Annotated in this window: 24 protein-coding genes; 15 read left to right on the forward strand and 9 right to left on the reverse strand. The window is 62.5% G+C overall.

The genetic code is table 11. The annotated features are described in order from the left end of the window. Positions 1-37 precede the first annotated feature (37 nt). The 4 genes from JF616_12735 to JF616_12750 are packed head-to-tail and all read left to right on the forward strand — an operon-like array spanning position 38 to position 4,464. Positions 38-376 (forward strand): hypothetical protein, encoded by a 339-nt coding sequence (locus JF616_12735; GenBank protein MBW8888614.1) that lies wholly within the window; start codon positions 38-40, stop codon positions 374-376. A gap of 15 nt (positions 377-391) precedes the next feature. Further along, positions 392-1,300: an ABC transporter permease gene (locus JF616_12740; GenBank protein ID MBW8888615.1), complete on the forward strand. Its 909-nt coding sequence runs from the start codon at positions 392-394 to the stop codon at positions 1,298-1,300. Further along, positions 1,297-2,328, forward strand: a complete 1,032-nt coding sequence (locus JF616_12745; protein MBW8888616.1) for an ABC transporter permease — start codon at positions 1,297-1,299, stop codon at positions 2,326-2,328. Before JF616_12740 ends, JF616_12745 begins: the two co-directional genes overlap by 4 nt. A gap of 3 nt (positions 2,329-2,331) precedes the next feature. Next, the gene (locus tag JF616_12750) at positions 2,332-4,464 is read left to right on the forward strand and encodes an ABC transporter ATP-binding protein (protein ID MBW8888617.1); all 2,133 of its coding nucleotides are present in this window, start codon (positions 2,332-2,334) and stop codon (positions 4,462-4,464) included. A gap of 101 nt (positions 4,465-4,565) precedes the next feature. On the opposite strand, the gene JF616_12755 is transcribed toward JF616_12750, so the two are convergent. Together JF616_12755 and acpS are read right to left on the reverse strand one after the other, a co-directional pair. After that, entirely contained in the window at positions 4,566-4,958 is a 393-nt protein-coding gene (locus JF616_12755) for a hypothetical protein (GenBank protein ID MBW8888618.1), read from the reverse strand. Positions 4,959-5,135: 177 nt separating this feature from the next. After that, on the reverse strand, positions 5,136-5,498 hold the full coding sequence (gene acpS / locus JF616_12760) for a holo-ACP synthase (protein MBW8888619.1): 363 nt from the start codon (positions 5,496-5,498) through the stop codon (positions 5,136-5,138). A 127-nt stretch (positions 5,499-5,625) separates the two neighbouring features. Here acpS and JF616_12765 point away from each other — a divergent pair, with 127 nt between their 5' ends. After that, complete coding sequence (locus JF616_12765) at positions 5,626-6,837, forward strand: hypothetical protein (protein MBW8888620.1); 1,212 nt, start codon at positions 5,626-5,628, stop codon at positions 6,835-6,837. A gap of 51 nt (positions 6,838-6,888) precedes the next feature. On the opposite strand, the gene JF616_12770 is transcribed toward JF616_12765, so the two are convergent. Beyond that, positions 6,889-7,152 carry an FHA domain-containing protein gene (locus JF616_12770; GenBank protein MBW8888621.1) on the reverse strand — a complete coding sequence of 88 codons (264 nt, stop codon included), beginning with the start codon at positions 7,150-7,152 and terminating at the stop codon, positions 6,889-6,891. A gap of 233 nt (positions 7,153-7,385) precedes the next feature. On the opposite strand from JF616_12770, the gene JF616_12775 reads away from it, so the two are divergent. After that, entirely contained in the window at positions 7,386-8,573 is a 1,188-nt protein-coding gene (locus JF616_12775; GenBank protein MBW8888622.1) for a response regulator, read from the forward strand. Next, positions 8,570-9,640 carry a glycosyltransferase family 4 protein gene (locus JF616_12780; protein MBW8888623.1) on the forward strand — a complete coding sequence of 357 codons (1,071 nt, stop codon included), beginning with the start codon at positions 8,570-8,572 and terminating at the stop codon, positions 9,638-9,640. Before JF616_12775 ends, JF616_12780 begins: the two co-directional genes overlap by 4 nt. Positions 9,641-9,652: 12 nt before the next feature. On the opposite strand, the gene JF616_12785 is transcribed toward JF616_12780, so the two are convergent. Next, entirely contained in the window at positions 9,653-10,858 is a 1,206-nt protein-coding gene (locus JF616_12785; protein MBW8888624.1) for an NAD(P)/FAD-dependent oxidoreductase, read from the reverse strand. A gap of 10 nt (positions 10,859-10,868) precedes the next feature. Further along, positions 10,869-11,105 carry a 4Fe-4S binding protein gene (locus tag JF616_12790; GenBank protein MBW8888625.1) on the reverse strand — a complete coding sequence of 79 codons (237 nt, stop codon included), beginning with the start codon at positions 11,103-11,105 and terminating at the stop codon, positions 10,869-10,871. Between the two features lie 135 nt (positions 11,106-11,240). Between JF616_12790 and JF616_12795 the strand changes: the two genes are divergently transcribed. From JF616_12795 to JF616_12815, 5 genes are read left to right on the forward strand one after another with little or no spacing between them, the layout of a single operon-like run. Then, positions 11,241-13,925 carry a TIGR03960 family B12-binding radical SAM protein gene (locus tag JF616_12795; GenBank protein MBW8888626.1) on the forward strand — a complete coding sequence of 895 codons (2,685 nt, stop codon included), beginning with the start codon at positions 11,241-11,243 and terminating at the stop codon, positions 13,923-13,925. Continuing rightward, positions 13,922-14,302, forward strand: coding sequence for a hypothetical protein (locus JF616_12800; protein ID MBW8888627.1), 381 nt, complete (start codon positions 13,922-13,924; stop codon positions 14,300-14,302). The genes JF616_12795 and JF616_12800 overlap by 4 nt, the downstream gene beginning before the upstream one ends. Then, positions 14,299-15,186: a hypothetical protein gene (locus tag JF616_12805; protein MBW8888628.1), complete on the forward strand. Its 888-nt coding sequence runs from the start codon at positions 14,299-14,301 to the stop codon at positions 15,184-15,186. The genes JF616_12800 and JF616_12805 overlap by 4 nt, the downstream gene beginning before the upstream one ends. A 1-nt stretch (position 15,187) precedes the next feature. Next, entirely contained in the window at positions 15,188-15,895 is a 708-nt protein-coding gene (locus JF616_12810) for an rRNA pseudouridine synthase (protein MBW8888629.1), read from the forward strand. Between the two features lie 4 nt (positions 15,896-15,899). Next, positions 15,900-17,327, forward strand: a complete 1,428-nt coding sequence (locus tag JF616_12815) for a HEAT repeat domain-containing protein (GenBank protein ID MBW8888630.1) — start codon at positions 15,900-15,902, stop codon at positions 17,325-17,327. Between the two features lie 24 nt (positions 17,328-17,351). Here the strand turns inward: JF616_12815 and JF616_12820 are convergent, their stop codons facing one another. Then, a complete protein-coding gene (locus JF616_12820) occupies positions 17,352-18,029 on the reverse strand; it encodes a methyltransferase domain-containing protein (GenBank protein MBW8888631.1) in 678 nt (225 codons plus the stop codon). A gap of 46 nt (positions 18,030-18,075) precedes the next feature. Here JF616_12820 and queA point away from each other — a divergent pair, with 46 nt between their 5' ends. Together queA and JF616_12830 are read left to right on the forward strand one after the other, a co-directional pair. Beyond that, a complete protein-coding gene (gene queA / locus JF616_12825; GenBank protein MBW8888632.1) occupies positions 18,076-19,116 on the forward strand; it encodes a tRNA preQ1(34) S-adenosylmethionine ribosyltransferase-isomerase QueA in 1,041 nt (346 codons plus the stop codon). A gap of 73 nt (positions 19,117-19,189) precedes the next feature. Beyond that, on the forward strand, positions 19,190-19,894 hold the full coding sequence (locus tag JF616_12830; GenBank protein ID MBW8888633.1) for a hypothetical protein: 705 nt from the start codon (positions 19,190-19,192) through the stop codon (positions 19,892-19,894). 56 nt (positions 19,895-19,950) lie between these two features. Here JF616_12830 and JF616_12835 read toward each other — a convergent pair whose 3' ends face one another. From JF616_12835 to JF616_12845, 3 genes are all read right to left on the reverse strand, one after another. Then, positions 19,951-21,078, reverse strand: a complete 1,128-nt coding sequence (locus JF616_12835; GenBank protein ID MBW8888634.1) for a hypothetical protein — start codon at positions 21,076-21,078, stop codon at positions 19,951-19,953. 163 nt (positions 21,079-21,241) lie between these two features. Further along, positions 21,242-22,303, reverse strand: coding sequence for a uroporphyrinogen decarboxylase (gene hemE, locus JF616_12840; protein ID MBW8888635.1), 1,062 nt, complete (start codon positions 22,301-22,303; stop codon positions 21,242-21,244). Between the two features lie 79 nt (positions 22,304-22,382). After that, entirely contained in the window at positions 22,383-23,294 is a 912-nt protein-coding gene (locus JF616_12845; GenBank protein MBW8888636.1) for a 50S ribosomal protein L11 methyltransferase, read from the reverse strand. A 103-nt stretch (positions 23,295-23,397) separates the two neighbouring features. Between JF616_12845 and JF616_12850 the strand changes: the two genes are divergently transcribed. Continuing rightward, positions 23,398-24,408: a polyprenyl synthetase family protein gene (locus JF616_12850; GenBank protein ID MBW8888637.1), complete on the forward strand. Its 1,011-nt coding sequence runs from the start codon at positions 23,398-23,400 to the stop codon at positions 24,406-24,408. Positions 24,409-24,410: the final 2 nt, after the last annotated feature.

Genomic DNA, 24,410 nt, shown 5'->3' on the forward strand with positions numbered 1-24,410 from the left:
GTTGCTGCCATTCCTGGCGGCCGGTTGCGCGACAAGCATGAGCGGGGTGGTTGTGAAGCCCGACGGATCCAAGCTCACCCAACCGGACGTGGTGGTATACACCAGCCCCCGTACGGAATCGGTGCGCGCGGACAACGACGGCGAATTCAAGATCTCCAAGAACGTGATCGACGAGAGCGAGTACACCTTGATCGCCGAGGACAAGGACGGCAACATGGGATACGTGCGCTCCTTCAAGCCCAAGAAGGGCGCGAATAAGAACATCGTCGTCCGCCTCTCGCGCGAGATCGACGGCAAGGATGCCGTGATGGAAGGCGGCCCGAACGAGGGCAACACCACGGGCCTGGGCGAGAAAATCCTGAAATCGAGTCCTTGACCGGCGTTGCCGGAAATGCGCGCCATCGCCAAAATCGTCGGGTACTTCGCCGGCTCGCTGGCGCTGGTTTCCCTTCTCATCTTCGCCATCGTCCATCTCACCCCGGGCGATATAGCCGAAATCCATAACCTTTCCGCCGCCACGGCCCACTCCCTGTATCTGGATCGGCCCTTGGCATTGCAGTACCTCCTTTGGGCCCGCGGATGCCTGGGATTGGACTTCGGGATCTCGATGGTGAACGGGACCCCCGTTTCCTCCCTGATCGCCGAATACGCAGTGCCCACCCTGATGCTCACTTTCGGATCGCTGTTCCTTTCGCTCCTCATATCCATTCCGCTCGGGGTTTACCGCGGCCTGCGTCCGGTGAGTCCTCTCGGCAAGTTCATCAGCTTGGCGGTCTATACCCTGTCCTCCGTGCCGGTATTCGTGCTCGGGTATATCGTTCTCGCCATCGTATTCGGCTTCTTCCGCTTTTACGTCACGGCGCCTCCCGACGGCCCCTTCCGGTTCTGGCCCTGGTTCGGCTATTACTCGCTTCCCATCGCCGTGCTGGCGGTGGGCAACGGCACCATCGGGGAATTCGTGCGCTTCATTTCCCTCGAGGTGCAGAGCGTCAACGGGGCCATGTACATCAAGGCCGCGCGCGCCCGCGGCAGCCGGCTCTGGCGGCATTTCTTCCGCTCCATGGTCTTGCCCATCTTCAACATCGTGGTCGCCAATATGGCCGTGCTGCTGGGCGGCATCGTGGTGGTGGAACGGATCTTCAATTTCCACGGCCTGGGATGGCTGAGCTGGGAAGCCACCTTGAAGCGGGACTTCCCCGTGATCATGGGGATTACCCTGGTCATGGCCTTTCTCATACGGCTTTTCATGCTCGCCAACGATCTCTTGGCGGTTTGGCTCGATCCCAGGATGCGGGAATGAAGCGCGGGCCTTTCCGAATATTCCTGAAACAGCCCGGGGGCTGGCGCATCCTCGCCGGCGGCATCCTGGTATTCTTATTGGCGCTGGCGACCCTGACCGGATCGGCCTGGACGCCCTATTCCGCCGGGGAAATGGATATTGACCATCAATTGGCGCCGCCTTCCGTACATTGGCTGAAACGCCTGATGGCCACCGATGCGGCCTTGAAGGCGCAAGAACGGGAGTCGGGCGGCAGCAATCGCGCGCCGGTAGCCTCTCCCGGTACCGATGAGGAAGACCTGGGTTACTTGAAGGGCGGGGGGGAGGCGGTCCCGCCGAAAGCGGCGGCGCCGCAAGTGCCATTGGGTAAGCGCCATTGGCTCGGGACCGATCGCAATGGGCGGGACATGTTGGCCTTACTGGTGGCCGGGGCCCGCAATTGCTTTCTGCCCGGCTTGGTCGCCTGCGCCATCGCGTTGGGGCTGGGCGTCCCCCTGGGCCTGCTCTCGGGCTATTACGGCGGGCGCGTGCGCAAGATCGTCGGCACCTTCAACAGCACCATCCTTTCCATGCCGCGCCTGGTGCTGATCCTGGTGGTGATTTGCGCCTTGGAGCCCAACGTGTATTACACCATGGGCGTGCTCGGAGCGACCCTCATCCCGCGCGTATCGGGACTGATCGCCACGCGCGTCCGCATCCTCTCCAACATGGGATTCATCCTGGCGGCGAAGGAAGCGGCGCTCTCCGACTTCAAGATCCTGTACCGCCATCTTTTTTGGTACCAGAACCGGGCCGTATTCTTCATCCAGTTCTCCCTGATCATGGCTGAATCCATCCTGACGGAAACCACCCTGAGCTACCTGCAATTCGGCACCAAGCCTCCCGAGGTCTCCTGGGGCAATATCATCGAGGGCAGCCAGATGTCCTTTTTCGGCGGCATCTACTGGATCACCTTTTTCCCGGCCATGGCCATCATCCTGGCCATCCTGGGCTTCTTCTATTTGGGCGACGGCCTGAACGCGCGCCTGGCCTTCCGGGAAGGACGCTAAGCGATGTCCGTGACGGCAACGGGACCGGGGCCTTTACTCACCGTACGCGACCTTTCCATCTGGTTCGGCGGCGGCGGCCGCTACCTGAAGGCGGTGAATCGCGCCAGCCTGGAATTGGGCCGCGGCGAGATCGTCGGATTGATCGGGCAGTCGGGCAGCGGGAAGACGACCTTGGCCATGGGGCTCCTGGGCTTGATCAAAGGGTATCCGGGCGTATGGGAAGGGGAAGCCCGGTTGGATGGCAAAAGCCTTTTGCCGGACCTGCCGCGCTTCATCATCCGCAAGGGCGATCAGGTGGACAAACGCTACGTCGCCTGCCAGAGGGCGCATCGCGCGCAGTTGCAGGGCGTGCTGGGACGGGAGATCGCCACCATCTTCCAGGAACCCAAGGCCTCCCTCGATCCGTTCTATACCGTGGGCGAACATATGATCGAGGCCTTGGAACGCAATCTCGATCGCCATGGCGCGGCGGGCCGGGCCGGCCTCAAGGATATCGCCGTAGGCCTGCTGAAGGACGTGGGACTGGTGGACGCGGAGAACCTGTGGGGCCTGCATCCCCATGAGATCAGCGGGGGCATGGCCCAACGCGTCATGATCTCCATGGCCCTATGCGCCAAGCCCAAGCTGCTGATCGCCGACGAGCCTTCCACCTCATTGGACGTGACCACCCAAGCCAAGTTGTTGCAACTGTTCCTGCATTTGCGGGACAAGCACGGGCTATCCATCCTCATCATTTCCCATGACATCGGGGTCATCCAGGAAATCAGCGCGCGCATCTACGTCATGCATCGCGGCGCGGTGGTGGAGCAAGGCGCTTCCGCCCACGTGCTGATGGCGCCCAAGCATCCCTACACGGCGAGCCTTTTGGCCTCGTTCTCCCGTTTCGGCGAGAAGCTGCCGGCCCCGCCCGTCGACCCGGATGCCGGGAAAGGCTGCGCCTATCGGGATATGTGCGCGGCCTATCGGGGCCTTTTGACGGCGGAGCAACGGGCCCTCTGCGAGGCCGAAAAGCCGGCGGCGAAGGCGGAGGCGGACAAGGTGGAAAGCCCGGCTCTGCGGGCCGCGGTGGGTGATTGGGCCAAATGCCATTACCGGGATCTCGACAAGTCCCATGGGCCCAGCGTGCCTTCCTATGTCAATCTGGACTTTCTGATGGGGAGGGACGGGAAGGAAGAAAACCTCGTCGAGGTTCGCGATCTGCGGAAACGCTACACCCAAGGCCGTCGCTCCTTCCTGGCCCTGAACGACATTTCCTTGGACATCCCCAAGGGCCGTACCTACGGCTTGGTGGGGGAAAGCGGCTCGGGCAAGTCCACCCTCGGCTTGTCCCTGATGGCCTTGCAGGAGGCCGATGCCGGTAGCGTGAAGTACAAAGGCGAAGACTTGCGGAATGCGGGCCACGCGCGCATGCGGGAACTGCGCAAGGAAATCCGCATGCTCTTCCAGCATCCCGAAGGCGTGCTCAACGGAGGCATGACCATCGCGGACATACTGGCCGAAGGGCTGGAGCGCGAAAAGGGTTTGGGTAAGCAGGAGCGCGATCGGCGCGTAGCCGAGGCCCTGGAGCAGGTGCGGCTCGATCCGTCCCATGGCAACCGCTATCCGGCCAACCTGAGTTCGGGGGAAAAGCAACGCGCCACCATCGCGCGCGCGCTCATCACGCGGCCCGCCTTCCTGGTCTGCGATGAGCCGGTGGCCAGCCTGGACCTCGCCATCCAAAGCCAGGTCATGTCCCTGCTCAAGGAGTTCCAGCGGCACTTAGGGCTCACCTACCTTTTCATCTCCCACAACCTGACCCTGGTGAAAATCCTGGCTTACCGCATCGGGGTCATGTACATGGGGTATTTGGTGGAAGAGGCGACGGTGGAACGATTCACCGTGGCCGGCGCGAAGCATCCCTACACGCGCTTGCTGCTCGCATCTTCGCCCACGCTCGATCCGGCCATCCGGGAAGTTCTGGCGCAGTATCCGGACGTCGAGCCGGCTCGCCTGGAAGCGGGCTGCCCCTTCCGCAACCGCTGCCCCGTTTATTTGTCCAAGCGCTCTTCCCGATGCGAAACCGTCATGCCGCCGCTCGCCGAGGTCGCGCCCGGTTCCCGCGTGGCCTGCCATTTCCCGGTGGGATCGGAAGGCTAACCCGGACTGATGGCTAACGCGGGACAATAGAAAAGGCGCCGCGGGAGCGGCGCCTTGAATGAGATTCGTTGCCGGCTCGGGTCCCCATGGACCCTCCGTCCTCACATATGTTCGATGAAGTCGTTCACGTCCTTGAAGCGATTGAGGTCGATCTTCAGGTTCGTGATATCATCGGTCATGAAGTGGCTTTCCCGGACGGGGGAGCCCGCCTTATGGGTGGCCCGCGCCTCGGCCGGCTTCACGATCAAGGAAGTGTGGCCCTTGCTGTTTTCGCGGGCATTGATGTTCTTCAGGATTCCCTGGACCGTCGTCATCTGGAGATTGCCCTGGATCTTCTCGATCTCGCTTTCGTCGATCTCGAAGGTCTTGCCGTAATAGTACATCAGGGCGGAATTGCAAGAAGGACAGTTGAGGACGATCATGTACGCCTCGGAGCCCAGGAAGAGCTCGCTAACCTCTTTGCAATGGGGGCATTTCACGTAGAGGGGTTTCATATTCGCTCCTGACTCCTATTGTGAAAATACAAAGTTCCAGGGCCTCTTGTTATTAAGTCTATTGCTTAGCCCGTAGCGTGTCAAGTGGAATTGGGCGGGGATCCGGGGCGAATTCGCGTTGCCCGGATGCCCTGGCGACCGCATACAGCCGGGCCCGCAGCCAGATCACCATAGAAATCACTCGATGATCGCGAAGGCGACGGCATACTCCGCTTGATGCGATATCGAGACGAGACAACGGGTTGCGCCTAACTCACGGAGCTTCGCGTGGGCTGCTCCCGTTAAGGTAACCAACGGCGCGCCGGAGGTATCGGGAAGGATCTCCATCTGCCCCCAACCTAATCCACCGCTCCAGCCGGTGCCCAACGCCTTGAGGATCGCTTCTTTGGCCGCGAAGCGGCCGGCGATGCGTTCATGAGGAGAGGTGTAACGTCCGCAATACTCGGCTTCGGAAGGAGTTAGGATGCGAGCGACGGCCTCGGGTGCTAGTTTTTTTATCCTTTCGATATGGCAGATATCGGTTCCGATTCCTTTAACCATTATATCCCCCGGATCGGATCTGGATGGCATATCGCCTGCCCGGACGCGGATTTGACCATTCCAAAATCCCTCCAAGAACCCCAGAGACCGGCCCGGCCGCGTCCGGATGGGCATTGGAAGGATGGTCATGTCCGAGGCTGAGCTTCAGGCGAAGATAGCTTTTTTGCTCCGGCCGGAATCGCTGGAGCTACTGCGCGGGCTCTGCGCCGACTCTCGGGACGACTTGGCTTTGGCCTCGTCGCCCGCCTTGCGCGGCTTTCCGGCGGCGCAACGCACGGCCTTGCTGGAGCAACGCAAGTTGCGTTTGAAAGCGGTGCGCAAGCGTCCGGAAGCCCTGGGTATGATTTTCACCGCGCTGGGCCTGGAGCAGATGACGCATGCGGATCTCGCGGCCTACAAGGCTTCGCGCCTGCCGCCATCGCTTTCCACCTTCGCGGATCTTTGCTGCGGCCTAGGCGGCGATTCTTTTTCCCTGCCCGGCCGCATGCGCGTATGCGGGCTGGATCGCTCCCGGGGAACCTTGCTAGCGTATCGGCACAACGTCGCCTTGCTCCGCCCGGCCGGCGCCGTGGAGGCGGACGTGATGGCATCGCCGCTGCGCGCCGAAGCGGGGTGCATCGATCCCGCGCGGCGGGCCGCGGGCCAGAGCGGTCGTTGGCAAGGAGAGGACATGTCTCCCGGCTGGGACGGGCTCGAGCGGCTGATCGCGCGTTACGGAAATCTGGCGGTGAAATTGGGGCCCGGGACCCCCTTCCCGGATTTCCTGGAACCGTACGAATGGGAATACCTCGGTCTGCGCGACGAATGCCTGGAAGCCGTGGTCTGGACGGGATCGTTGGGGCGGCCGGGAATGGTGCGCGCCGTGGAGTTGCCCGGCGGGACCTGGGTGGAAGCGCTGAGGGCGGACGTGCCGGACTCCTTCGGGGATCCGGGGCCCGCCGGCGCCTATCTTTACGAACCGGTCAAGTCGGTCGTGCGGGCGCATCTCTTCGGGGTGCTCGCGGCGCGCCATCGATTATGGCCTCTTGATGCGCGCATCGCCTACCTCACGGGGAACGATGCGATACGCGACCCGCTGCTAAAGGCCTACCGCATCGAGCGCGAATTGCCGTTCGACCCCAAGGCCATCAAGGCTTTCCTCAGGCAAGCGGAGGTGGGGCGGCTGGAGATCAAGAAGCGCGGGGTGAACGTGATCCCGGAGGAGTTCCGCGCCGGATTACGCTTGGCCGGACCCAACCAGGGAACGCTTTTCTTCACCCGCGTGCTGGATCGGAAGACGGCGTTCTGGGCCCATCGCATGGAAGGCGGAGCGGTAGGCGAAGGGCCGGAAGGGGATTGAAGAGCCGGGCGCCTTGGGGCGGGCTGCGACCGGGACCAGGTTGAGGCCCGGTCAGTCTTCGAGGGTGAACGTGGTCTGGCCGACCGTAAAGCTTTCGCCGGGATGCAGGATCGCGCTGGGAACGCGCTCGCCATTGATGACCATGCCGTTGGTGGACCCCAGATCGATGACGGTGATGGTGCCGTCCCCGACGACGTCGATGGACAAGTGCTTGCGGGAAATGTGGGGATCCGGCACGAATACGTCGCAAGCCTGATCGCGCCCCACCAGGTTCATCCCGATTTTCAGCGCATACCGTGCATTGTTGGATAGCAAAAAGGGCATAGTGGCTGGGTTATGCGTCCATTCTAGTCTTCGGGGGGACGATTTACCACAACTCCGATCGGAAAGCGGGGTCCGCCGCGCGTATTCCTTCTGCCGGCGGCAGGTCGAGGCGAAAACTAGTAAAAGCCGGGCCCGGCGCTTTGACGCGGCTACCCTCCGTATCATAGAATCAGGCGACCGGATCAGCCTTCCCGGCGATCGATCGGAACGGGTTTCGCTCAGTTATGAATTATTCGGAAAAGCCCATGCTATTGGTGGTGGAGGACTCGCGCGTCCTGTCCAAGGTCATCGAGCAGCGCATGGCGCCTTTTTTCCGAGTGGACGTGGCGCATGACGGCGAAGAAGCCATCCGGCTCCTCGCGTCGACCCGCTACGCGGCCATGGTGCTGGACCTGGTCCTACCCAAGGTCGACGGTTTCGAAGTGCTGCGGGAGATGCATAGGCAGGGACGGGCGGTTCCCGTCGTAATCGCCACCGCCAAGCCCCGTTCGGCCGTTGAAGGCGAAGCCCGCGAGTTCGGCGTGGAAGCCATCCTTTCCAAGCCCCTCGATTACGGGGTATTGGCCGACATGCTCCAGCAGGCCATTTCCCGTTCAACCGCCGGAACCATCGAGGAAGCCACGGTCAACAAGGCCACGGGCAAGAAATACCCTTTCCGCGTCGCCAAACGCTGTTGTTACATCTGCGGTTACGATAGGGTCCAGGTGTTCCTCCCCGTCAAGGAAGGCTTCAGCGAGGATTGGAACCGCGGGGTGTTCCCCCGTTACACGAGCAAGCCCGGCTATGAGGATTGGGACCATCTGAAGACCATGGTGATGGTCTGCCCTTACTGTTTCTTCGCATCTTCCGATCCTGCCGATTTCGCCGAAAGCAAGGATTCCCCGTATCCCTACAGCGAGGAATCGAAGAAGATTCTGACCCGCTCCATCTCCATCCGCAAACGGCTGGTTCCCGAAGCCTTGGACATCGACCCGCGCTTCGATCATCCGCACCGCGATCGCGACACCGTGGTGGCTTCCTTGATCCTGGCGGAGAAGTGCTGCAACGGTCTCATCCTGGCGGGAAAGGTGGGCGCTTACGGCCAGGGCGGGGTCTACACCACCCTGCAAGGCGCGCTCAATTATTCCAATTCCGAGAAATATTTCCGCGAAGCCCTGATGAGTTTCGAGAACCAGCTCAAGAACAAGGAGACGCCGCGCCGGGTGCTGGTGCGGACTTATTTCTTCTGCATCGTCCTGAACATGCAATTGAACCGCACCGTGGTCGGGCGCGACATCATGAAGAAGGTCGAGGAGATGTACGCCGACGCCCGCTACGAAGAAATCAGCGAGGAAGAGCGGGAATGGTTGATGCGCATCAACTACATCTGGAAGCACGGCTGCGGATCGGGACCCTCTCGGGATATCACGTGAATCCGCCGGACCCGGCTCCGGGCCGGCCTGCGATGGGACTCCCTTCGCCTTCGCGTTTGGTTGTCCATGTTTCCAATCCGGACATCGGCGGGGCAGAGGCGAGCTTGCAAGCCGAGATCGCCGCGCTGGCCGCGTCGGCTCCCGGCAGCGCTCCGATATTCCTGATCCCGGCGGAAGGACCCTTGTCCCGCGCCATCGCGGCCCGAGGTTGGGAGGCGCGGTTGCTTCCCTGGCCGCGAGGATATGCGGGCCTGACCCAGACCCGTTGGCGATCGTTGTTCCGCCTGCCCGGGCTGATTCCGTATCTGCTCCGCCTGGCGTTCGCCGTGCGCGGGTCCGGACTAGTCTGGTCCAGCGGGGTCAAGAGCCACGCCGCGTGCCTTATGCTTTCGCCTTGGCTGCGCGGGCGGCTCCTGTTCGACGTGCGGGATTTCCTGCGCGCCCGCATCCTGCGCCGCTCCATCGCCTTCGCGGCCGCGCGCTTCGGTTGCCGGGTAGTGGCCAATAGCCATGCCGTGGCCGCTGGATATCCCGGCGCGGAAGTCCGCTACCCGCGCGTAACCCTGGCGCGTCCGGCTGTCGATCGACGAACTCACGGCGGCCGGCGGATCCTGACCCATCTGGCGTATTACGCGCCATACAAAGGACAAGAACTTTTCCTCCGCTGCGCCCGCGCCCTCCTTGACGCGGGGGTGGACGCGGAGTTCCGCCTAATCGGCGACGTCCTCTATCCGGCTCCGGAGTATGAGCGCTACCGACAGGCGGTGCGGGATTCGGCCGTGCAGTTGGGCCTTGGGGACCGCGTGCGTTTCCTCGGCAAGCTCGATGCCGGGCAGGTACAGACGGCCTTGGAAGAGACGCATCTCCTCTTGCATTGCACCCTGGAGCCGGAACCCTTCGGGCGCGCGCCCATGGAAGCCTTGCTATGCGGCTGCGAGGTCATTTGCCGTACCGGCAGCGGCGTATGCGAAGTGGCGGACGTTGAATCGGAGTTCCCCGAGTGGGCGCGGGGATTACGCGCGGTGCTGGGCGGAGAATTCGTAAGCCTGCGGCTGAAGAGCCCCTAGCGGAATCGAGGATCAACCGCGCGCGAAGAATACCTTCTTGGTCGCGGTCCAATTCTTCCCGGCCAGTCCGAGCATGCGCGCATAGCCCGCGATCTTTGCGGGCAGGGAAAGATCGCCATCCACCATTCCCTTGAAGATGGCGTAGAACGCGATCTGGGCCTCGCGCGGCAGCTCCACCACGAAATCGCGAATGCGCATCTGGTAGCGATGGTTCTTCCCGAATTTCTCCCAGCAATCCACCTGATATTGCGCCAGGAAGGAACGGGATAAATCGCCCGCGCGGAAGCCCGCATCGATCCAGCGCGAACACAGTTCGCCGCCCAGGATGCCGCTCATGATGCCGCCCCCGGTGAGGGGATTGGTATGATGCGCCGCGTCGCCGCAAAGGGCGAAGCGATCGGCCACGTATTCCGCCAGGTTCCCGCTCACGGGCACCGCGCCCCCGTGCACCTCGACCAGGTCGGCATCCGGGAACAGGCGGTTCTTATACTCCATGCTCAGGTCGTACATGTTCTTCTCGCCCAGCTTGGGCGTAAGCGCTCCCGAGCCCAGGTTCACCACCCCGGACTTCATCTTGGGGAACACCCATACGTAGCCTTTGTTGATGGAGTCGTGCCCCTGCCAAAAGGTAAGATGATGGGGATTCGGGTCCATGGCCGCCACGCGCAGCTCGATGGCCGAACAAACCTGGGGCGGCAAATGCCGCGTCTTCAGGCCCACCCAACGTCCGCTCAGGGCCTCGGCCCCGTCGGCTCCCACCACCATCCTGGCCTTGATCACCGAGCGCGCTTTCGTAGGCTCGTGCACGACGATCAACTCGCGCATCCCGTCCTTCACCGGCGAGATGCCTTCGATGCGCGTATCCACGCGCAGTTCGGCGCCGGCCGCTTGCGCTTGCCTCGCCACGTCCTGATCGAAGAGCCCGCGATCCAGCATCAGGCCGATATCGTCGTGATCGTAGCGCACCGAGATGCCGCCCGGGCCGTTCAAGATGACTCCGCTCAGATCGGTCTCGATGTACTCTTCGTTGACCTTCATGAACTGGGATAGGCGGGCGCGGCGGCCGGTGGCCTCGCCGCAGCGGACGGGGATGCCTACCACCGGGCGCTTCTCGGCCAACAGGACCTGGTAACCGCGCGCGGCCAGGTTGCGGGCGCACAGGGAACCCGAAGGGCCGGCGCCGATCACGACGACATCGTATATGGATGCGTTAGGCAAGGTAGGGGACCTAGGCGGCCGCGGAGGCGGTTTGGGAAGGCATTCCCTTGATGATGGAGAGAGCCCCTACCGGGCAAAAGCGCACGCAGATGGTGCAATAGGTGCACTTGTCTTGGAAGACCTGCAAATCGAGGCCGAACATGTCGAGGGCGAGATCCGGGCAGGTGCCTACGCAGCCCGCGCAGGAGATGCACGTGGCGCGATCGAGCACTAAGGTCTTATTGGGTTTTTTCGGTCCGGAGGACATGGGGCGATCAGCAAATAGTACAAAATTGGCCGATGCCGGATACGACGCGCGAGGGTGGATAATGGCTTTTAGCTATATTTACCCCGCTTACCCAGTCGCGCCCGGACGCGCGGCATTCCCGAACGGACGGAATCGATGAATCCCTTTGCGGGCGAATTGGAGCGCATACTCCCTTTCGTCAAGAATCCTGGCCGCTATATCGGCGGCGAGAACAACCAGATCGTAAAAGATCCGGCCATGCTTTTGGCCTCCATGGCGCTGGTGTTCCCGGACGCTTACGAACTGGGCATGTCCCATAACGGGACCAAGGTGCTCTACCACCTCCTCAATCGGGAACCGGATTTGGCCGCCGAGCGCGCCTTCGCGCCCATGCCGGATATGGCCGAAAAAATGCGCGAGAGCGGGATTCCGCTCTACGCCCTGGAATCGTACCGCCCCATTTCCGCTTTCGAAGCGGTCGGCATCTCGCTGCAGACGGAGCTCAATTACACCAACGTGCCTTACGTGTTGGAGCTGGGCGGCATCAAGGCTTGGGCCAAGGAACGCGCGGAAAAGGATCCCTTCGTCATCGGCGGCGGTCCTTGCATGGCGAACCCCGAACCCGTAGCCGATTTCTTCGATCTCTTCGTCATCGGCGATGGCGAAATCCTCGCCGCGGAAGTCCTGCGGCGGATCGGCCAGGGGCGCAAGGCCGCCTGGACCCGCGAGCAGATCCTGCGCGATTTGGCCTCGCTCAAGGGCATCTACGTGCCCCGCTTCCTGGACGTGGCCGAAAGCCCGCTCGGGGAAACCGTCCCGGTCGTGGACGGATCCCAGGGCCCCTACCTGCGGGCCAAGACCATCCAGCGCGCTTGGGTGGAAGTGCTCAACAAGGACGATTATCCCGTCAAGAACCTGGTTCCCCACGTGAAGCTCGTGCATGATCGTTTCTCGGTGGAGGTGATGCGCGGTTGCACCCAAGGCTGCCGCTTTTGCCAGGCGGGTTATTGGTACCGCCCCAACCGCGAACTCAACGCCGATGCGGTGGTGGAAATCGCCCGCGCCGGCTTGGCCGCGACGGGGGAGACCGAGCTGGGCTTGTTGTCCCTCTCCACCGCCGATTACGGCCCCGTGGAAAAGGTGATGGACGCGCTTATCGATCAGGACGATTTCGAGGACATCAGCTTGTCCCTGCCGTCGCTGCGCGCCAACAGCTTCGGGCAGGGCCTGGCCCGCAAGGCCGCGGCCCTCAACGGAGGCAAGAGCGCCACCTTCGCCCCGGAGACCGGTTCCGAGCGCTTGCGCAAGATGATCAACAAGACCATCAGCGACAAGGATATGTACGAAGCCGCCGAAAGCGTGTTCGGCAACGGCTTCCACAATGTCAAGCTGTACACCATGGTGGGCCTGCCGACCGAGAACCTCGACGACATGCGCGCCTTCTGCGATCTGATCGCGAACCTGAACCGTATCGGGCAGAAGCATAACCGTCGCAATACCGTGCATGCCAGCATCGGCATCCTGGTGCCCAAGCCCTTCACGCCCATGCAATGGGTGCCTTTCATGGAAGAGGAGAAGGTCAAGGAACATATCCGCTTCGTGCGGGAAGCCTTCAAGTACGTGAAAAGCGTTCGCATCAGCTGGAGCGAATACGGTTTGGCCCACGTGGAGAGCTTCTATTCCCGCGGCGATCGCAAGATTTCCTCCATGATTTACCAGGCCTATAAACAGGGCCGGGTTTTCGAATCCTTCGGCGAGCACTTCAGCTACGACGGCTGGAAGGCCATGTGGGCGGAGCACGGATACCCGCAGGATCGCATATTCCGCGAGCGGGCCTTGGACGAGGTCTTCCCGTGGGACTTCATCCACGCGGGCGCCAACAAGGGCTTCCTCAAGAACGAGTACAAGAAGATGCTCATCGAGGACAGCGCCCCGGTGCCCGATTGCAAATGGGGCGATTGCCAGAAGTGCGGCATCCCCGGTAACGGCGCGGATACCCGCCTATCGCCCATGCCCGAAAAACACGTAGCGCCCAGCCGGACGCCTGAAGAGATCCGCGCCTTGGCGGAGGCGCGCAAGCAAAAGCGCGGTGGCGCCTTCCCCTACCATCTCATCTACCGCAAGGCCGGGATGTCGCGCTATATCGCGCATCAGAACACCTTGGATATTTTCGAACGGGCCTTCCGCCGTTTGCGGCTGCCCCTCAATTACTCCGAGGGTTTCAACCCCCGCCCGATCATCAAGAACACCGGCGCACTGCCCTTAGGTCTCGAGTCCCGCAAGGAATTGCTGGTGATCGAATTCCGGGAACGGGTGCCGGGCGATAGGGACGAGTGGTGCCGCAAGCTTTCGGATATGCTCCCGTTGGGGATGGAAGTGCTCGCGCTCAATCCCGTCGCGCGCGCGCGCATGCCGCGCATGGAATCCGTCACCTTCCGCCTGCGCGACTATTCCGGCGGAGAAGCCGCTCTCGAAGCCGCGGCCGGACGCTTCGCGGACGGCAGCTATGCCCGCATCGCTGCCAACCGGGGCAAGGATATCGACCTTGGCGCGGAGATCGAAGCCGTATGGATGGAGACCGGCGAGCTGTGCCTCCGGGCGAAGGCCCAACCCAGCGGAGCCGTCATCAGCCCCTACCTGGCCTATGCCGCCCTGCTGGCGGTGGAACCGAATTCCCTGCGCAGCGAATCCATCGCCAAGTCCGATTTCGTGTTGGAAGCGCCCCAATCCGCCGCGGTTTCGGCCGGGCAAAATGCTTCCGTAACCCATAGCCGCAAGGCCATGCTGGTCGCCTCCGAGCGGGCCGAAAGGCCGGACTACCTCGAAGGGGAGGACGCGTGAACGCGGATGCGGAAAGCGCTTCGGATGGGAACGGGGGCGAAACCCGGGAGCCGGCTGGCGAACGTAAGGCCGGGAAGCCGGGGCCTCCGGATCCCAAGGTCCAGATGGAGCGCCTGGACGCCTTGATCGCCGCCGAGACGGACGAGGAGCGCCTGCGCGCCGGGCTCGGCATCCGCCTGGCCTTGGGGTTGGCCCAGGAAATGCGCGAAGGCAAACCCATCGGCTCCGAGACCACCGAACTGGTCGCCGGTTGGATGCACGACTACGGCCAGGATACGGTGGACGCCGCCACCCGGGTGGCCCGCGAATTCCTGATCAAGCCGGAAGAGCTGCGGAAGTCCTTAGGGCAACGCCTGGGCCTGGAAGGCCAGGCATGAACGCCCGTTACGCCAGCGTGGACATCGGCACCAATACCGCCAAGCTCCTGATCGGGGAGGCGCGGGACGGGATCCTGCAACCCGTATTCCAGCGGGCCGAGGCGACCCGCATCGGCCGTAACGTGTCCGTTACGGGCCGCATTTCCGACGAGGCCTTCGCGGCCCTGGAACTGGTGCTGCGATCGTATGCCCAGGACGTGCGCGACCAGGGGGCCGTATTGGTTGGCGCCATCGCCACCCAGGCCTTCCGCATGGCGGCTAACGGCGAGGAGCTCTTGGAGAAGGTCGCGGCGGTGCTGGGCTGCGAGGCCAGTACCATCGCCGGCCCCGAAGAGGCCCGCCTGGGTTGGTTGGCGGTGGCCAACCGCCACCCTTCCGCCGACCTGGCCGTGCTGGACATCGGCGGAGGCAGCACCGAAGCCACCCGCAAGCGGGAAGGCATCTCGACGCCCATCGGGGCGGTGCTGTTGCTCGAAGCCTGCGGTCCGGATGCGGCGGCTTGCCGGGCCAAGGCCAAGGAGGCCTTCGCGGGATTCCCCGATTGGGGCGCGCTACGCTGGGCCGCCGTGGGCGGTACCGCGACCGCCTTCGCCATGCTGGAGCTTGGGCTTGAGAAATACGATTCGGAAGCCATCGAGGGCCTGGAAGCGTCGCGCGCGCGGGTGACCGAGCGGATCGATCAATTGGCTTCCATGAAGGCGGCGGAACTGTTGGCGATCCCCGGATTGGGACAGGGCCGCGCGGACATCGTGATGCCGGGCCTGTGCATTCTGGAAGCGTTCCTGCTGCAGACGGGCCAGGAGAAGGTGCTCATTTCCGATCGCGGCATCCGTTACGGCCTTTTGGTCGATTGGCTACGCAAGCGTCGCGCGGCCGTACCCTAGCATGCGCATCAATCGTTATCTCGCCTTGTGCGGCTTCGGGAGCCGGCGCGCCGTGGAGGATTTGATCCGCGGCGGCGCGGTCACCGTGGGCGGCGAAGTGATCTATGATCTCGGCCGCCAGATCGGCGAGGCGGAGAAGGTCGCCGTGAAGGGCAAGCCCGCCCGTCCCCCGCGGTCCTATGACTACGTTATCCTCAATAAACCCAAAGGCTATCTCTGCTCCGTGGGCGATCCCTTCGATCGGCCCACCATCTACCGGCTTCTGCCCGCCGAATTCAAGACGCTCCATTATGTCGGCCGCCTGGATTACAATAGCCGCGGGCTGATCCTGCTCACCAACGATGGAGCATTGACCCATTCGCTTTTGCATCCCAGCCGCGAAGTGCCGCGCACCTACGCGATCAAGACCCGCAAGCCGATGGCGGAAAAGGACGCCGCGGCCCTGCTGGCAGGGGTCGACATCGGCTTCGAGCATCCCGCCACCGCGGCCTCGGTACGCCAACTTGAAGATCATCTCGAGATCGTACTGCAAGAAGGCAAGAACCGCGAGATCAGGCGCATGCTGGAAGTGGTGGGCTACCGCGTGGTAGACTTGCAGAGGACCCGTTTCGGTGCCTTGGGGCTGGGAGACCTGCCCGAAGGCAAGTGGCGGCGCCTGACCGCCAACGAGATCGCCGACCTGCATGGGAAAAAGAAAGACAAGGATTGAGCTATTGCTGCTGATGGCCGTGCCGGCCGTCGCCTCCGCCGTCACCATCCCTTTTCCCGCGCAACCGCATCAGTCCGTCCTGCTCGCGATACCCGACGCCAACCTGCTCCAGCACGGCCAGTACCGATTGCAGGGGCGCTTCCAGTATTTCACCAGTTCCCAGCCGGGGGCCGTCGATACCGCCTTCGGGGATACCGCCGCCGCGGGCTCGGCCCAGCAAACGCAGAACATGAATTACACCTCGGAGCTGGCCTTCGGGATCGAAAACCGCGCCGAGGTGGGCATCCAGTACGGCAGCGCCCTTTCCTTATCCATCAAGGCTTTGGTATGGCGCGAGGATCTCTTCTGGCCGGACATCGTGTTCGGCGCCCGCAACCTTTTCGCCAGCCAGGAAGCCGGCGTCTACGGGGTTTCCGATTCCAAGGATCTGAAGAACCTGCAATCCGAGAGCTTCATGACCCTGGCCAAAAGCTTCGCCAGCCGCACGCGTACGCATGCGGGCTTTTCCGTGCTCACGCATGCCAACAAGGGCCTGGCCAGCCTCAACCTGGGGCTGGAGCAGGACCTCGGGGCCGGGGCCTGGCTGGGCTACGAGGTCTTCGAACGCTTTTCGGATTTCCACCAGGACCTGACCTTGCAATGGCGCTGGCGCAACCTGGTGGGCTTCTCCGTTTCCATGACCGAATTCCAATCCTGGATCCGCCAAGACGGCGAGTGGGGCTTTTTCCTCACGCCCTCCCAGAACAATCCCAACGGATACAATTCGCCGGGCGTCTCGGTCTCTTTGCAATTCCTGGGATGGATCCCGCATCGCGACAAGCGCACCTTGCCCGAACGCGTCGCCATCCTGGAAGTGAAGAACGCGGAGTTGGCGAAGCAAGTGGAGGAGATGGAACTGCTCAAGCGCAGAGTGGCCAACCTCGAAGATCGGGCCGAGTCCGCGCCCGATACCGTGGTTCCGGCGGCCCCTCCCGCGCCCGTCGCCGTCGCGCCCCCGACCCCGGCCCAGCAAGCCGTCATCTACCTCAAGTCCCTGGCCGATAAGGGTGAGTCGGACCTTACCGATCCCAAGGAGATCCGCGATCTGATGGCCAAGGTGGTGGCCCTGGGGCCCGAAGGCGCGGAAGTGGTCAAGCGCGCCGCCGCCGATACCGGCGCCGGTCCCGTGCGCGTCCATGCCGTGCTGGTGATGGCCTTCAGCAAGGATACCGCCTACGAAGCCTCCCTGCGCGCCCTCTGCTCGGACGCGGATCCCCGCATCCGCCGGGAGGCGCTGACCGCTCTCGTGAAACTCGGCAGCCGCGCGGCCCTGCAGGACGCCAAACGCCTCCTCTCCGATCCCGACGAGACCGTCGCCTTGGCGGCCGGGGAAGCCTATAAGCAATTGAAGGGCATGGCCAAGGTCTCGCCGGCGCGCAAGCGCGCAAGATAGCCGGCAGGCTCCGAGGTAAGCGGCTCAGCCGAGCCGCTTTTGTAAGGCCACCATCAACTCGTTCCCGTTCAGCAAGGTGGCGAAAATGCGGAACGGCAGCTTGAAGCGATCCTTGAAGAACATCAGGAACCCGAGAAACGCCTCAGGGTCCCATATGTGCCAATGGATGCTGATGCCCGTACGCTGGTAATAATCCACCACTTCCTCGATCTCCCCGGGATCGGTCCGCCCATCCACCGTTCGCGCGTATTCGCGGTAATGATCCCGCGCGGTAGACTCGCAGCCATGGAGGCATTCGTCAAGCAGGTGCTGGTTGGAAGTGATTTGCCGGTCCTTATCGAAGGTTTGCCATTTATCCGGCACCGTCAGCAACACGAAACCGCCGTCCTTTACCACCCGCAACATGTTCACCAGGGCCCGCACCGGATGCTGGCAATGTTCGATGAACTGGCAGGCGATCAGGAAATCCTCGCCCCCGTCCGGGAGCGTCGCCAGGGTCTCCCCGTCGTCGACGATGTCCACCTGGACCAGGTTTTCGTTCCGGAGTTCCGCGTATTGCTCGTAAAGCTGGGCGCGCGTCATCCGGTCCACGTAGCGGGCGCGCGATCCCGGCGGCAAGCGCAAAGGATGGTGCAAAGCCCCGATTTCGATGCCATTGCCTATGCAGAAGCTGCGGGCGAATAGGGCCCGATTGTTTTCCATTTCGGATTATATTATCCGCTTCCCGCCGCGGACGGGCAATCATGCCATGAAAACATCCGACTTCGATTTTACGTTCCCCGAGGAATTGATCGCCTACCAGCCTCTGCCGCGCGGGGAGTCCCGCATGCTGGTGGTCGAAAAGACCGGGGATGCCGGGCCCGTTACCACGCTCACCCGCTGCTTGATCGATTATCTGTCCCCCGGCGACGCCCTGGTTCTCAACGATACCCGGGTCCTCCGCGCGCGTCTCCTAGCGACCTTGCCATCGGGCGCCCGCGTCGAGGCCTTGCTCTTGAAACCGCTGGCGGGGCCTGCCACGCGTTGGGAGGCCATGGTAAAACCCGGTAAGCGTTTCCGGGCCGGTGAACGGATTGCGTTTTCCCCCGGACTCGTGGCGACCGTGGAAGAGGTGCGCGAAGACGGGACGCGCGTGCTTGCCTTCGGCTTGGATCCGGCCGGATTCCATCGCGAGCTGGAAGCGGTGGGTCGCATTCCCTTGCCTCCTTACATCAAGCGGAGCGCGGAAAGCGCGGATGCGGATGCCTACCAGAGCGTATTCGCGGCGCATCCGGGATCGGTGGCCGCGCCTACCGCCAGCCTGCATCTGAGCGAGGCCATGCTGGCGGACATCCGCGCCAAAGGCGTTCACGTCCCCATGTTGACCTTGCACGTGGGCGCCGGCACTTTCAAGCCGGTGCAGAGCGAAAACCTCGAGGGCCATGTCATGCACAGCGAGGCCTATGTCCTACCCGCCGAAACGGCGACCGCTTTGAACGCGGTGCGGGCGCGCGGCGGCCGGGTATGGGCGGTGGGGACCACGGTGGCTCGCGTCCTGGAAACCCGCGCGACGGGTTCCGGCGCGGAAGTCTTTACCCCCGGAGCGGGCGAGACCGACATCTTCATCCGCCCAGGCTATGCATGGAAAGGCGTCGACGGATTGATGACCAATTTCCATTGGCCCAAGTCCACCCTCTTCATGCTGGTCTGCAGCCTGCTGGGCGCCGAGCGGGCCAAGGCGATCTATGCGCAGGCCTTCGCGGAAGGATTCCGGCTGTTCAGCTACGGGGACGCCATGTTGATCCGTTAATCCGGAAAAACAAATGAGACAATTCCGTCACCAGTAACATCCAAGTGCCGAACCATTCCGCCCGGAGGCGCCCATGCCCGTCAAAAACATCCCGTCCTTGCCCATTTCCGCAGCGCTTATCCTGTTGGCCGCCTGCGCCCAACCGCGCATGGTCCCGCCCGAGGACGTTGCCAAAGGCATCACCCTGGAAGTGAAAAACCGGAGCAGCGCTTCGGGAGCGTTGATCAAGGAGGATTTCGACCTTGGACCTTACAAAGTCGCCAAGGTGGATCGCAGCTGGATCCATGGGAAGGGTTCCGGTTTCGGCGACTATAGCGAGAAAAATTCCAAAGCCACCTACAGCTATGAGCTCCTAGGCGGAGCGCGCGCTTGGAAGGGCACCTGCGCCCTCAGCAAGGATGAAACGAGCATCAAGCTGGGCAAAGGCATGTCCATGGGGGAGTCTAAGGCCGGCGTCTCCTGCGGATGCGCCGACGGGAGCCGGTCGGGACGGATCGAATTGACCCGCAATACGAGCGGGGAATTCGAAGGCAGCCTGTCCCCGGCAGGGCAGGCCTACGTATTGCGACCAGTCAAGGAAACCGATCGCAAATATTTCGGGGGGGAACCGGCGGGTTACCGTTTCGACGGGACCGACGGCCCCCGCGGCGCGGTGGAAATGCTGAAGCCGGGCCGCATCTGGTTCACGGAGAAGATGGCGGACGCCGAGCGCGAACCCGGCGCCTGCCTGTTGGCTGGATTGATGCTGTACCGGGAGCCCCGCGATCAGGGTGATTGAGTGGTCCCCTTGACCCGATCCGCCGGCGCCTTCGGAGGGATGCCTTTCCGCGGGTTTCAGCTATCGTCATTCTTGCGATGGCCGGAATCGAAACGGAAATTGTTGAATTCGAATCCGATCCGGGTTTTCCAGGTTCTTAGCGAGTAATACGCGATGGGCTGGGCGTAGCCCCTTTCCACGGTAACGAACCCCAGGATGGGCAGGTGCCACCAGCGTCCCTTGAACGTGGCATGATAGGACTGGTTGGCGAACATGTCTTCGAGGTTCCCGCATTGGACGCCTCCGGATTGGATCCCGAGACCAATGGAACCGTACGTCCAGGGAAGGTTGGGGAGGTGGATGTATTTCAACAAGAAGAAGTCCGTGGGCACGATCGTCGTCAATTCGAACTGGGATCCGTCATACTGCCAGATGTGGGGCTTTTCCCCGTCGCTGTAAAAAATAGAGGAGTCTTCCAGTCCCGAGAACCGTAATTCGGTCTGGTTCATGTATTCCTTCAGCAAGAAGAAGGTGTCGAATTTCCAGCTACCGAATTTGAAATGGAAGGTGGCGGCCTGCGAGAGGTAGTTCCAACCCATGGAAGCGAAATCCTGGACGATATACCCCTCGGGGAATGATTTCTTGATCGCGTTATACTGGCTGTCGCTTTCGATGAACATGCCGTTGGATTCGTGGGCGATCGCGACCGAATAGTCATATCCCTTTAAATACTTGCGGGAAGCGAGCCGGGACAGTTGGACGGAAAACTCCGGATTTTGCAGACGGGAAATGACGGGCCCGGATTGCTCCGAATCGAAGTAGAAGTCGTACAAGCCCTGGTAGATCATGGCGAAAGAGAGCGCCGTCTTCCGCCCGAGCAAGGAGAGCTTTATGCCCGGGCTTACGAAAAAGGAGGGATGGCTATAGCTGCGGAAGTACTTCGTATCCGAAACGAAGTCATACGAGAAAGTCGTCGGTTTGAGCAAGATGCCGCTCTCGAATACGACGTGCCCGGCGGAAGATTTGATCACGGGTAAGCGGCCCGATATGATCGCATTCGTGTCGCAAGCCGGTTTCGGCGCGTTTTCCTCAACGAACACGGTGTCATCCGGTAGCTTCGTTTTGCCGAGGCCATCAAGCGTGCGGACATCCGAGGCGAATGCGCATATGTTCAAGAGGGCGATGAAAACTACGAATTGGATCATCCGGTCTCCCGTTCAGAAGAATTGTTCCTAAAGCATCATTGGCCCGCCTTTGATTCTATACCGGGATGAAACCGTAACCTTGGGGTTACTCAATTATTGAAGCGGAGGGAACGCGAGGATTCCGGAAGAAACGGAACCGGAGAATGGACCGGTAGGGTCGCGCTTAAGCTTCGTGGACCGCGTCCACGAAGGCGCGCGCGTGATCAGGATTGATGTCCGGCAATATCCCGTGGCCCAGATTGAAAATGTGCGGGCGGCCGGCAACTTGCGCTTTCATCGCTTTCACCTTCGCGCGGATGATTTCCGGAGGCGCGTATAGGGTGCAGGGATCCAGGTTCCCTTGGAACACTTGCTTCGGATAGGCCTTCACGGCATCCGACAGGTTCACCCTCCAATCCAGTCCCACCACGTCGGCGCCCAGGGAGACGAAATGCGGCAGCAGGTGCGGCGCCCCGTTGGCGTAATGGATTACGGGGACGCCCGGATGCGCGGCCTTCACCTCGGCAATGAGGCGGCGCGTATGCGGAAGCACGTGATCGCGATACTCGTCCGGACCCAGATAGCCCGCCCAGGAATCCATGATGGTCAGCACGTCGGCGCCCTGCCTGGCCTGTTCCCGCAAATAGGCCGAAGTCACCGAGGCAAGCTTGCCCATCAAGATCGCGAATACTTCCGGCCTCGAAAAGAGCAGAGCCTTGAGCCTGGCCAATTCCTTCGACGATCCGCCCTCCACCATGTAGGAAGCCACCGTGAAGGGGCCGCCGGCGAAGCCGATCAAGGGGCCGCGATTCGCCAGGGCCTTTTTCGACAGGCGGATGCCTTCGAAAACGTAAGCCAGGCTGGAGTTGAGATCGCCTTCGGGAAGCGCGCGTATGGCCGCGTCATCGCGCAGGGGGTTGGCGATGACCGGCCCCTTGTGCTCTTGGAACTCGACCTGCAATCCCATAGGGGGAAGCAAGACCAGGATATCCGAGAAGAGGATGGCCGCATCCACGCCGACTTGATCGAAGGGTTGCAAGGTCACTTCCGCCACCTGTTCCGGCGCGCGGCAGAAATCCATGAACGACGGGAAGCCGGCGCGCACGCGCCGATAGTCGGCCAGGTAGCGGCCGGCCTGGCGCATGATCCACACGGGAGGCCGCGCCGGCATACGGCCCAGGGCGGCATCGAGCAGGGAGCGGTTCTTCAGTCCTTGGCCGGCGGGGGCGGGGGAAGCTTCGGGCATATTGGGCAATTTAGATCAAAAGCGGTCCGGTCCCCCAGCCAAGCGACGGACGGATCCGCTGGCGAATAGTGCCGGCTTGTCATTCCACGCAAGCGGAGAAGCCCCACCATCCGTCCATTTCGGTTTCCTGGACGATCCGGAAAGGCGAAGTTTCCCGCCATTCCAGGAAGTGGCGCTTGTCTTCCAAGCGCTGCCCGGAGACCACGAAGATCCCGGGACCGGCCAGGGACTTGGAGCCCTTGGGGGCCAGGCGCGTGCGCAGTTCCTCTCGGAATGGCCACAGCTCGGTGCGGATCATATTGCAGATCACGACGCCGAAGCGGGCCTGCGGCGAGAGCGCTCCGGTTTCGCCGATAAGAGTGCGGAAGCGGCATCCCGGGGGAGGCGGATTGAGGACCAGATTCTCGTCCAGGCAGGGGCCCACCACGGGATCGATATCGAGGGCGATGACTTCGGAAGCCCCTAATTGGGCCGCGTAAAGGGCCAGGATGCCGGTCCCGGTGCCGATATCCAGCACGGAGGCCCCTCGCATATCGGCCTTCTCCAGCAGCAAGGCGGCGATGCGGGTGGATTCGTGGGAGCCCGTCCCGAAGGCCATCTTTGCTTCCAGGCGGATGATATGCCGGGCTCCCGGCGGGGCTTCGATCCAAGGCGGGATGACCGTCAGGGCTTCGGTCACCGGTACTGGCGTTTGCCGATCCCGCCAACTGCGATCCCAATCCTCGATGCTGGCTTCGCCGGAGGCCAGCCCGGGCCGATCCGAGAATCGATCGCGGGCCGCGGCCAGTTCCGCGGCCGATCCGAAAAAGCCCTTCAGCAGGATGCCCTCCGGATGCGGGCCCCCTTCCTCCACTTCCTCCACGCCCGTGGCTCCGGTCTCGAATAAGCCGTCCTGATCGAGTTCCAGGCGGTCCGCCCCAGCGCGAAACGTCAGCCACCAATAGGAATCCAAAGCGCCTCCCGACCCTGCCAAATCGTGCCAGAGGGGCAAATATAGGCACTTCTCCTCCTGTCCCAGGGAGTCTTTTCTTATATTACCCGGTCCACCAATCGCCTTCCGAGGCCGGCGCAGCCGCCCGGAAACAAGGAGTCCAGTGAGCGAGTCCATCACCGCGCCGGCATCCTACGAGCAAGTGCTCATGGATGCCCGCGCCTGCGTGGCCGAAGCCCTGGATCAGGTCCATACGGTCATGCTGGAAGTGGCCGAGCATGCTCCCGGCAAGCTTTCCGGCCAATTGAATTCCCTGCTGGTGCGGAAAGGCAAACGCATCCGCTCCACGTTCCTCTTCTTGTTGGCTTCGTGCGGCAAGAACGGGCTTTCGGAAAGGGCGGTGCGGGCGGCCGCGGCCATCGAACTCATCCACCTGGCATCCCTGGTCCACGACGACATCATCGACGACAGCGACTTGCGCCGCAACGAGAAGACCGCCCATAAACGCTGGGGCAACCGCATGGCGGTGCTCTTGGGCGACTATACCTTGGCCAAGTCGATGGAGATGGTGTGGAGCGATCGCGATCATCGCATTCCCTTGAGCCTTTCCAAGGCCTCCAGCCGTTTGATCATGGCCGAGGTGATGGAAGTGGAAGGCGCCGGCAACGCCGATCTCTCGCTGGAACAATACTTCGCCGTCATCGAAGGGAAGACGGCGGCTTTGCTGATGGCGTGCGGGGAATGCGGCGCCGTCCTGGCCGGATTCGACGAGGCCATGGTGCGGCAGGGTCTGGAATTGGGCCGCAACTTCGGGATGGCTTTCCAGATCATCGACGACTTGCTCGATTTCGGGTACGGGGCCGAGAACCTGGATAAGCGGACCTTCTCGGATTTGAAGAACGGTTATTTCACGCTTCCCCTGATCCTTTTCTTCGAGTCGTGCACGCCGGCGGAACGCCAACGCATGTTGGGCCTGCTCGCGAACGCCGGTTCGGAAGCCGGGCAGGCGGAGATCAAAAACCTGCTGCAAGCGCATTCGGCGTTCCAGAAGGCGCGCGATATCGCCATCGATAAAGTCAACGCCTGCATGCCGTTCCTCGAAAGCCTTCCGGACACGCCGGCGGCGGGCCATCTCAAGCGGGTGTGCCGACTGATGACCGAACGCTCCCTCTAGCG

The organism is Fibrobacterota bacterium, from assembly GCA_019509785.1.
Classification (GTDB): domain Bacteria; phylum Fibrobacterota; class Fibrobacteria; order UBA11236; family UBA11236; genus Chersky-265.